The organism is Micromonospora sp. ATLC20, from assembly GCF_057196585.1.
The window spans coordinates 1-9,972 of sequence record NZ_JBXUOV010000200.1 but is presented as its reverse complement, the minus strand read 5'-3'; the positions used below and the strand labels follow the sequence as shown (position 1 = coordinate 9,972).

Sequence of the window (9,972 nt, the reverse complement as noted above, 5' to 3'; positions counted from 1 at the left end):
GCCTCCGACACCGCGGCGACGCCGAGCAGGCGGGCCGTCTCGCGGTGCCCCAGGCGGGTACGCGGATCGCGCCGCAGCAGCCCGGTCAGCACCGGCGTCAGCGGGCCGGCGTGCGGAGCCGGGTCGGGCGGCCGGGTGGCGAGCGCGGCGAGCGTGGCCATCGCGGTGCTGCGGGCGTACGGGGAGCGGCCCTCCACCGCGGCGTGCAGCGTGGCGCCGAGCGACCACATGTCCGCCTCGACGCTCGACACGCCGTCGGCGGCCCGCTCCGGGGCCACGTACTGGGGGGAGCCGAGGACCAGGCCGGGCCGGGTCATCGCGCCGTCGCCGCCCTGGAACACGGCCAGCCCGAAGTCGGTGAGCAGCACCCGCCCGTCCCGGGCCAGCAGCACGTTCGCGGGCTTCACGTCCCGGTGCAGCACCCCGGCGTCGTGCGCGGCGCGCAGCGCGGCGAGCACCGACAGGCCGATCTCGGCGGCCCGGCCGGGCGGCAGCGGCCCGTCGGTCTCGATGATCTCCTGGAGCGAGCGCGACGGGACGTACTCCATGATCAGCCAGGGTTCGCCCTGGACCCGGACCACGTCGTAGACCCGCACCACGTTGGGGTGGTTGAGCCGCGCGGACGTCCGTGCCTCGCGCAGCGTACGGGCGCGCAGCTCGTCCTGCTCGTTCTCGGCGAGCCAGTTCGGCGGCACGACCTGCTTCACCGCGACCTCGCGCTGCAGCTCCTCGTCGCGCGCCCGCCAGACCTGGCCCATCCCGCCGCGGCCGACCAGTTCGAGCAGGCGGTACCGCCCCGCGATCAATACCTCCCGCACCGCACTCCTCACCGCTGGTCAGTGGTCCACAATAGCCAACGGATCGGACGGTACCTATCGCATGTCAGTGCGTCATGCCCCTAACTTGCGGCGCCGGCGAGCAGGTTCCCCTCCGGGACGGTGATCGGGGACCGGTCGCCGGCCAGCAGGGCGGTGGCCCGGCGGGCCTGGAACGTGTCGTGGTCGCGGCGGGCGGTGGCATAGGCGGCGGCGGTGCGGGCGGCGATCGCCGACCAGGTGTAGCGCCGGCTGACCATGCTGCGCGCCTTGCGCGCCACCCGCCGGGCGAACACCTCGTCGCCGAGCAGCCGGTCGACGGCACCGGCCAGCGCGTCCGGGTCGCCGTGCGGGAACGTCACACCGGTGACCCCGGGCTCGACGATCTCCGCCAGCCCGCCGGTACGCGCGACCGCGAGCGGCGCTCCGGCGGCCGCCGCCTCCAGCGCGATCATGCCGAACGGCTCGTAGAGGCTGGGGATCACCGTGGCGTCGGTGGCGGCGAGCACCGCGGGCAGTTGAGTGGCGTCCATGAAGCCGGCGAACCGGACCGTGTCCCCGAGGTGCAGCCGCCGCGCCTGGTCGACCAGCTCGTCCCGGTACGGCCCGTCTCCGGCGATCACCACCCGCAGGCCGGGGTGCCGCCTCGCCAGGTGCGGCACGGCGTGCACCAGGTGCTGCACGCCCTTCTCGTAGACCAGGCGGCCGGCGTACCCGACGAGCGGCCCGCCCGCGGCGAAGCGTGCCCGGGCGGAGGCGACCGCGTGCGGCCGCGCCCGCCAGGCCCGGTCGTCGACGCCGTTGGCGACCACGTCGATGCGCCCGGACGGTACGCCGAACAGCCGGGCCACCTGGTCGCGCATGTACCCGGAGCAGGCGATCACCCGGCCGGAGGCGTTGCTCAGCCAGTGCTCGACACCGTGGATGGTGCGGTTCATCTCCTCCGGCAGCCAGCCCTGGTGCCGGCCCGCCTCGGTGGCGTGGATGGTGGTCACCAGCGGCACGTCCAGGTGCTCGGCCAACGTGACGGCGGTGTGCGCGACCAGCCAGTCGTGGGCGTGGATCACGTCGTAGGTGCCGGACGCGGCGGCGCGCAGCGCGGCCCGGGTCAGCGTGTGGTTGAACGCCATCGTCCAGGCCAGCAGCGAACCGGTGGCCAGCGGGAACCGGACCGGATCCTCGGCGGCGCGGACGACGCGCACGCCGTCGGCGTACTCCTCCAGGGGAGCGCCCTCGGCGTGGCGGGTGACGACTGTGACCTCGTGCCCGGCGGCGGCAAGCGCCACTGACAGCGCGTGGACGTGGCGGCCGAGGCCACCGACGAGCACCGGCGGGTACTCCCAGGAGAGCAGCAGCACCCGCAGGCGCCGGGCGGGCTGGATGTCGATCACTTCGGCGTCAGCTGACACGCGGCCCCCTTTGAGTTGTGGCGTCCCCACCCCGGCGGCGTCGCCGCGGTGTCCGGTGGGGTCGGCACCCATCCTGCCGAGGGGTCGATAACCGGCGGCGACGCGCCGGTTGCCGGTCTGTAACGCGTTACCGGCGCGTCCGCCGCGCGCGCAGCAGCTCGGCCACCGACCACGCCTGGAAGGGGCAGCCGGTGGCCGCGTGCGGCGCCGCGCCGTCGGCGGTCTCGCTGACCGAGCCCAGGCCGTCCTCGGCGAGGTGGCCCACCAGACCCACGAGCAGGTCGTCGGTGGGCAGCCCGGCCCGGCGGTACGCGTCCAGCAGCGGCCCGGTCAGCCACGGCCAGACGGTGCCCTGGTGGTACGCGGAGTCCCGCTCGGCGGGCCCGCCCCGGTGCCGGCCGGTCCAGCCGGGGGAGTCCGGGGCGAGGCTGCGCGGCCCGAGCGGGGTGAACAGCGCCTCGGTGATCCGGCGCAGCGCGGCCTCGTCCGGCTCCAGCGGCGCGTGCGGCAGCGACCAGGCGAGCAGCTGGTTGGGGCGCAACAGGTCGTCGTCGTGGTGTGCGGCCCCGCCCAGCGGGTACGCGGGCGCCGGCGCGTCCACCACGTCGTACAGCCAGCCGGCCGGGGCGGGGAAGCGCTCCCGGAACGCGGCGGTGGCCCGGTGGTGCAGGGCGTGCAGCGCGGCGGCGTCGCGTCCGGCCAGCTCGGTCAGCTCGGCGAGCCCGGCCAGCCCGTTGATCCACAGCGCGTTCACCTCGACCGGCTTGCCGGTACGCGGGGTCACCGGTACCCCGTACACCCGGGCGTCCATCCAGGTGAGCGCCACGTCCGGCGGGCCGCCCTGGGCCAGCAGCCCGTCGGCCGGGTCGACGCCGATGCCGTACCGGGTGCCCGCGACGTGCGCCTCGACCACGCCGTGCAGCGCGGGCAGCAGCTCGTCGCCCAGGTCGGTGTCGCCGGTGACGGTGACGTGCCGGTGCACCGCGTGCAGGAACCACAGCGTCGCGTCGACGGTGTTGTACTCGACCCGGCCGGTGTCGGCCGTGTTCGCCAGCATGCCCTCGTTCAGCGTGGCCGCGTACGCCCGCAGCAGGTCCCGGCCCTCGTCGGCCCGGTTCGTGCACAGGAACAGCCCCTCGTAGGAGATCATCGTGTCCCGCGACCAGGCCCCGAACCAGGGGTAGCCGGCGACCACGTCCGGGCCGGTGGCGGTGCGTACCACGAACGCGTCGGCGGCGAGCGCGAGCGTCGCCTCGACCGCGTCGCCGGGTTTCGCCGCCGCCACCACCGCGCGGCTGCGCCGCCGGGCCGCCTCGACCACGGCGGTCGCCGGCGGCGGCTCCTCGGCCAGGTCGTCCGCCCAGGCCAGCACCGACACGGTCGCGCCCGGCTCGTCGAGCGCGCCGGTGAACCGGCCCGCGTACCAGAGGTCCTCGTCCGGGTGCAGGCCGCGCTCGGCCTCGGTCCGGTGGCGGACCCCGTGCCACCACTGCCCTTCCGGGGTCCAGTCCGGTCCGGCCAGGCGGTACGCGCCGTCGACCACCGCGCCGCCGGCCGCCGGTTCCAGGCGGGGTGCGGGGCCGTCGGCGCGCCGCTCGCCGTGCGCGTCGCGCCAGGTGCAGGCCGCGGCCAGGTCCAGCCGCACCGGGCCGCCGGAGATCAGCCGGTGCACCACAGCGACGCAGGAGCGGCCGTACGTCATGGCGATCTCCCGCTCGATCACCACGTCGCCGACGCGCCACCGCCAGCGCGGCACCCCGTCGGCCAGGTCGAAGTGCTCCAGCAGCTCGAAGCCACGCGGGTCGACCACGCCCGAGGACCACTCGTGCGCGCCGAGGCGGACCTGCCGCCCGGACGGCAGCGTCACCGCCGGGTCGAGGCTCACGAGTCCCACCTTGCGGGACGCCGGCGTGTCATCGGCCACCACGAGCAGCCCGTGATACCGGCGGGTACGCAGCCCGGCGACGGTGCCCATCGCGCACCCGCCGCGCCCGTCCGTGACCAGCCATTCCCGCGCGGTGGCGGCGGACAGCTCGCCGCAGACCCGCGGCCCGAAACGGATGTCGATCAACTTTCCTCCACCGGCAGCGAGGTGTGACATGCCACGGCGACAATGGCCGCTGTGGAGAAGTACCCCGGTGGCGTCGAAGATGTGCCAGTGATCACCGACCGGTCGACCTCCGCGTCCCCCGACCCCGAGCGGCACCGGCTCGCCCAGGCCGACGCCGGGGAGCAGGACTGGCGCGCATGGGGCCCCTATCTGTCCGAGCGGGCGTGGGGGACCGTCCGGGAGGACTACAGCGAACACGGCACGGCGTGGGACTACTTCCCCCACGACCACGCGCGGTCCCGAGCGTACCGGTGGAACGAGGACGGCATGGCCGGCGTCTGCGACGACCGGCAGACGTTCTGCTTCGCCCTCGCGCTGTGGAACGGGCGCGACCCGATCCTCAAGGAGCGGATGTTCGGCCTCGGCGGCGACGGCGGCAACCACGGGGAGGACGTCAAGGAGTACTGGTGGTACCTCGACAGCACCCCGACGCACTCCTTCATGCGCTGGCGCTACCACTACCCGCAGGCCGCCTTCCCGTACGACGAGCTGGTCGCGGTGAACGCGCTGCGCGGCCGGGACGACACCGAGTACGAGCTGGTCGACACCGGCATCTTCGACGACGACAGGTACTGGGCGGTGACAGTCGACTACGCCAAGGCGTCACCGGTCGACATGTGCGTGCTGGTCACCGTGGCGAACCGGGGCGCCGAGGACGCGACACTGCACGTGCTGCCCACGCTGTGGTTCCGCAACACCTGGGCGTGGGGCCTGCCCGGCACCGACCGGATGCCGAAGCTGACCGGCGAGGAGGCCGGGGCGCAGGGCGGCGCCCGGCTCGTCGGTGACCACTGGGTGCTCGGCCAGATCCTGCTGGAGGGCGACGGCGACCCGGTGCCGCTGCTGTGCGACAACGAGACGAACGCCGAGCGGCTGTGGGGGCTGCCGGGGCGGTCGGCGTACCCGAAGGACGGCATCAACGACCACGTCGTGGCCGGCGCCGCCACCGTCAACCCCGACCGCACCGGCACCAAGGGCGCGCTGCACTACGTGCTGGACGTGCCGGCCGGCGAGCAGCGGCAGATCCGGCTGCGGCTGACCCGTACCGCGCCGCCGCCGGCCGCCGCGCCGCCCGCCCCGGCCGACCTGGGCGACGGGTTCGACACCGTGCTGTGGGCGCGCCGGGCGGAGGCGAACCGGTTCTTCGACACCGTCATCCCGGCCGCCGCCACCGCCGACGAGGCGCTGGTGGCCCGCCAGGCCATCGCCGGGCTGATGTGGGGCAAGCAGTTCTACCACTTCGACGTCGAACGGTGGCTGGCCGGCGACCCCGGCTCCGCGCCGCCGCCGGCCGGCCGCCGGCACGGGCGCAACAGCGCCTGGTGGCACATGAACAGCTTCGACGTGATCTCCATGCCGGACCCGTGGGAGTACCCCTGGTACGCGGCCTGGGACCTCGCCTTCCACTGCGTCACCATCGCCCGGGTCGACCCGGGCTTCGCCAAGGAGCAGATCCTCCTGCTGCTGCGCGAGTGGTACCTGCACCCCAACGGGCAGATCCCGGCGTACGAGTGGGCGTTCGGGGACGTGAACCCGCCGGTGCACGCCTGGGCGGCGCTGAAGGTCTTCGAGATCGACGGCTCGCGCGACCACGAGTTCCTCGCCCGGGTGATGCACAAGCTGCTGCTCAACTTCACCTGGTGGGTCAACCGCAAGGACACCGGCGGCAACAACGTCTTCGAGGGCGGCTTCCTCGGGCTGGACAACGTCGGCCCGTTCGACCGCTCGGCCGCGCTCCCAGTGGCCGGGGTGCTGGAGCAGTCCGACGGCACCGGCTGGATGGCCATGTACGCGCTCAACCTGCTCGACATCGCGATCGTGCTGGCCGAGCACGACCGCGCGTACGTGGACACCGCCACCAAGTTCTTCGAGCACTTCGCGTACATCGCCGCCGCCGCGTACCACCAGGGGCTCTGGGACGCCGAGGACGCGTTCTTCTACGACGTGCTGCGGCTTGCCGACGGCACGAAGGTGCCGCTGAAGGTGCGCTCGGTGGTCGGGCTGCTGCCGCTGGCAGCGGTCACCCGGCTGACCGCCCGGACCATGCGCCGCCTGCCCGAGCTGGGCGCCCGGCTGCGCTGGTTCCTCACCAACCGCCCGGAGTACGCCGAGGTGATCGGCGCCCGCCGGCTCGGTCCGGACGGCCGCCAGCAGCGGCTGCTGTCGATGGTCGCCCCGGACCAGGTGGTACGGCTGCTGGCCCGGATGCTCGACACCGACGAGTTCCTCTCCGAGTACGGGCTGCGCACGCTGTCCCGGGCCCACCTGGACAAGCCGTTCACGGTCACGCTCGGCGGGCAGGAGTTCAGCGTCGGCTACGAGCCGGCCGAGTCGACCAGCGGCCTGTTCGGCGGCAACTCCAACTGGCGCGGCCCGATCTGGATGCCGACGAACTTCCTGCTGATCAGCGCGCTGCGCGACTACGCCGCGTTCTTCGGCGACGACCTCCAGGTCGAGTACCCGACCCGGTCCGGGGTGAAGCGCACCCTCGACGAGATCGCCGACGACCTGTCCGCGCGGCTGATCTCGCTGTTCACCCGCGACGGGTGGGGACGGCGACCGATCTACGGGGCCGCGCAGCTGTTCCAGACCCACCCGGACTGGCGCGACCTGATCTGCTTCCCGGAGTACTTCCACGGCGACAACGGCGCCGGCCTGGGCGCCTGGCACCAGACGGGCTGGACCGCGCTGGTCGCCGACCTGATCCTCACCCTGCGCCGCTGACGCGGCCGATCCTCACCGTGCGCCGCTGACGCGGCCGATCCTCACCGTGCGCCGCTGACGTGCGGGGCGCGGCGGGGGGACCGCCGCCCCCCGCACGCTCACGGCAGCGGCAGGAACGCCAGCCGGGCGTGGTACTCCCCGGCCACCGTCACCGTGTCGCTGCCGATCCACAGGCCGCGGTCGGTGGCGTACAGCTCCTGGGTGCCGACGCCCCGGTCCTTCGTCGGATTCCACGGCAGCGCCTTGCCGGTGGTCGGGTGGATCGCCCCGATGCCCGGCCGCGGCACCGCGCCCGGACCGGCCGAGTTGCGGCCCAGCGGGTTGTCCAGCCAGCGCTGATGGCCGCCGACGTAGACCGCCGCGCCGGTCACCGCCACCGACAGCAGCGTGTCGCCGCCGGTGTAGTTGGCCCAGGTCGGCTGCTTGCCGCCGGTGGCCGTACCGAACTCGAACCGCGCCGCGGTGTCGCAGAGCGTGCCCGGGAACGGGCCGCCGGTGGTGACCGCCGCGAACCAGGTGCCGTCCGGCGAGATGTCGACGCCGCGCATGTAGACCGGCATCGTCCGCGCGCACTGCGGCTGGTAGCGGTCGGTGGCCCAGCCGGAGAGCGTGGCACCGGCCGCGCTCAGGTCGGCGACGGCGATCTGGTGCCGCGCCACGCCCGCGACGCTGCTGAAGCCGCCCACGAACACCAGCCGCCGGCCGTCGGCGGAGACGTCCAGCGCCTCGACCTTCACCGGCGCGGTGGCACCGGAGGTGGTCGTGCGCGGACCGGCCAGGTTCAGGTTGACCGACGCGTCGGCCGCCCCGGTGGTGGCGTTCACCGCCGCCAGGGCGCGCCGGGTCACCCCGCCGACGGTCTGGAACGCGCCGCCGACGATCAGCCGGTTACCGACCAGGCGCATGTCGTTCACCTGGTTGTTCAGCGCCGGCGTGGTGAACCCGGCGACCCGGGCGCCGGTGGCCGCGTCGATCCGGGCCAGCCGGGACGCGGCGGTGCCGTTGACAGTGGTGAACGCGCCGCCGATGTAGAGCGAGCGGCCGTCCGGCGCGGCGGCGAGCGCCTTGACCGCGCCGTTGACCTGTGGCCGGAACGTGGTGTCGATCCGGCCGGTGGTCGCGTCCAGCGCCACCAGCCGGGGCATCGCCAGCTGGGCCGTCTGGCCGGCGTTGCGCACCTTGCTGAACGTGCCGGCGACGTACACGCGGTTGCCGATCTGGAGGATGCGGTGGACGGTGCCGTCCAGCGCGTGCGGCGTCCAGTCGACCGGGTTGGTGCCGACCACTGTGGTGTGTGCGGCGTTGACGGCAAGTGCCGGGGCTCCCGGCAGCGCCGCGCCCGCGACGGCGAGCGTCGCGGCCACCGCGACGGCGGCGCGCCGCCGGCGCCGGCGTCCAGGTGGATGATCGGGTGAGATCGTCATGGCCGAAGCATGCCGTCCGACCAGGGATTCCGCAGTCGGGTAGCCGCCGGTAACCGGCGGCCGACCGGATAATCCGCGTGGCCCGTCCGGCGACCGGGCAGTACGGTGTGCGGGGTCCGCGAGGGGGAGGGGAACGCGATGCCGTCGCGCCGGGACGCCGCCGTGCTGGTCTTCGACGCCGACGACACGCTCTGGGAGAACAACGTCCTGTTCGAGCGCGTCATCGACGACTTCCTCACCTGGCTGGACCACCCCACGCTGGACCGGGCCCGGATCCGCGCGGTGCTCGACGACATCGAGCGCGCCAACGCCGTCGCGCACGGCTACGGCAGCAAGGTCTTCCTGCGCAGTCTCGGCGAGTGCCTGGAGAAGCTGCGCGAGCGTCCGGCCACCGCGCGGGAGCGCGCCGAGATCGAGCAGCTCGCGGCGGCGCTGGTCGGGCACCAGGTGGAGCTGCTGCCGGGCGTGGCCGAGACGCTCGACGACCTGGCAGGCCGGCACGAGCTGCTGCTGCTGACCAAGGGTGAGCGCGAGGAGCAGCAGCGCAAGCTGGACGCCTGCGGGCTGCTGCACCACTTCCGGGCCGCGCACATCGTCCCGGAGAAGGACGCGAACACCTACCGCTGGCTGGCCCGAGAGCACGCCTTCGACCCGGCGGCCGCCTGGATGATCGGCAACTCGCCGCGCTCGGACATCCTGCCCGCCCGGGCCGCCGGGATGAACGCGGTCTTCATCCCGAACGAGAACACCTGGGTCCTGGAACACGACGAGCTGGACCCGTCCGACCAGCGGGTGATCCGGCTGGCCGCGTTCCCCGACCTGGTCCATCACTTCTGAGCGGGCCGGTAACGTCCGGGACGTGCCGCTGACCTTCCCGTCGCACCTGGCGCCGGTGCTGCCGCTGAAACGGTGGCGGCCGGGCTGGTTCGACGGGGTGGCGCTGTGCACCGGCGCGGTGGCGCCGGACGTCGGGTACCTGGTCACCGGCACGCCGCTGGCCCTGAACCTGCGGACGCACACGCTCGGCGGACTGCTCTGGTGGTGCCTGCCGGTCGCCCTCGTGTACGCCTGGGTGGTGCGCCGCGTGGTCGCCGGCATCGCGGTGCACCTGCCCGGGCAGCGGTTGTTCGGCTGGCCCTGGTACGTGGCACTGGCCCGGGTGCGCCACCCCTGGCAGGTGACCGTCTGCTCGGCGCTGATCGGCGCGTTCAGTCACGTGGCGTGGGACCGGCTCAGTCACAGCGAGCGACTGCCCCGGCTGCTCGGCGTCGCCGACTTCCGCGCGCTGACCGGCGTCTACTGGTTCCAGTTCGCGGACGTGGTCGCCGGCCTCGGCGGCGGACTGCTGGTGGTCGTCCTGGCCGTGCACGAGGCCCGCCGCGGCCTGCGGGCGGGCGGCGTACCCGCGTCCGCGCCGCCGGCGAACCCGAACGTGTTCTGGCGGGTGGCGCTGGCGGTCACCGGGCTCGGCGCGCTGCTGCTGCCCGCGC

7 protein-coding genes are annotated in these 9,972 nt (G+C 74.2%); 3 read left to right on the top strand and 4 right to left on the bottom strand.

What is annotated here, in order from left to right; genetic code table 11:
- The 3 genes from AC2CHG_RS27125 to AC2CHG_RS27115 form a co-directional block, all read right to left on the bottom strand.
- Positions 1-758 (bottom strand): serine/threonine-protein kinase (locus AC2CHG_RS27125; RefSeq protein ID WP_484525863.1); only part of this gene is annotated, 758 nt, incomplete at its 3' end.
- A gap of 140 nt (positions 759-898) precedes the next feature.
- The gene (locus AC2CHG_RS27120) at positions 899-2,224 is read right to left on the bottom strand and encodes a glycosyltransferase family 4 protein (protein ID WP_269697285.1); all 1,326 of its coding nucleotides are present in this window, start codon (positions 2,222-2,224) and stop codon (positions 899-901) included.
- A gap of 127 nt (positions 2,225-2,351) precedes the next feature.
- Positions 2,352-4,295: an amylo-alpha-1,6-glucosidase gene (locus AC2CHG_RS27115; RefSeq protein WP_484525862.1), complete on the bottom strand. Its 1,944-nt coding sequence runs from the start codon at positions 4,293-4,295 to the stop codon at positions 2,352-2,354.
- A 42-nt stretch (positions 4,296-4,337) separates the two neighbouring features.
- On the opposite strand from AC2CHG_RS27115, the gene AC2CHG_RS27110 reads away from it, so the two are divergent.
- The gene (locus AC2CHG_RS27110; protein ID WP_269697283.1) at positions 4,338-7,058 is read left to right on the top strand and encodes an MGH1-like glycoside hydrolase domain-containing protein; all 2,721 of its coding nucleotides are present in this window, start codon (positions 4,338-4,340) and stop codon (positions 7,056-7,058) included.
- Between the two features lie 98 nt (positions 7,059-7,156).
- Here AC2CHG_RS27110 and AC2CHG_RS27105 read toward each other — a convergent pair whose 3' ends face one another.
- On the bottom strand, positions 7,157-8,482 hold the full coding sequence (locus tag AC2CHG_RS27105; protein ID WP_228532929.1) for a hypothetical protein: 1,326 nt from the start codon (positions 8,480-8,482) through the stop codon (positions 7,157-7,159).
- A gap of 138 nt (positions 8,483-8,620) precedes the next feature.
- Here AC2CHG_RS27105 and AC2CHG_RS27100 point away from each other — a divergent pair, with 138 nt between their 5' ends.
- Both AC2CHG_RS27100 and AC2CHG_RS27095 read left to right on the top strand, forming a co-directional pair.
- Positions 8,621-9,319, top strand: a complete 699-nt coding sequence (locus AC2CHG_RS27100) for an HAD family hydrolase (RefSeq protein WP_484525861.1) — start codon at positions 8,621-8,623, stop codon at positions 9,317-9,319.
- A 22-nt stretch (positions 9,320-9,341) separates the two neighbouring features.
- Positions 9,342-9,972: DUF4184 family protein (locus AC2CHG_RS27095; RefSeq protein ID WP_484525860.1), on the top strand; the 631-nt coding region annotated here is incomplete at its 3' end.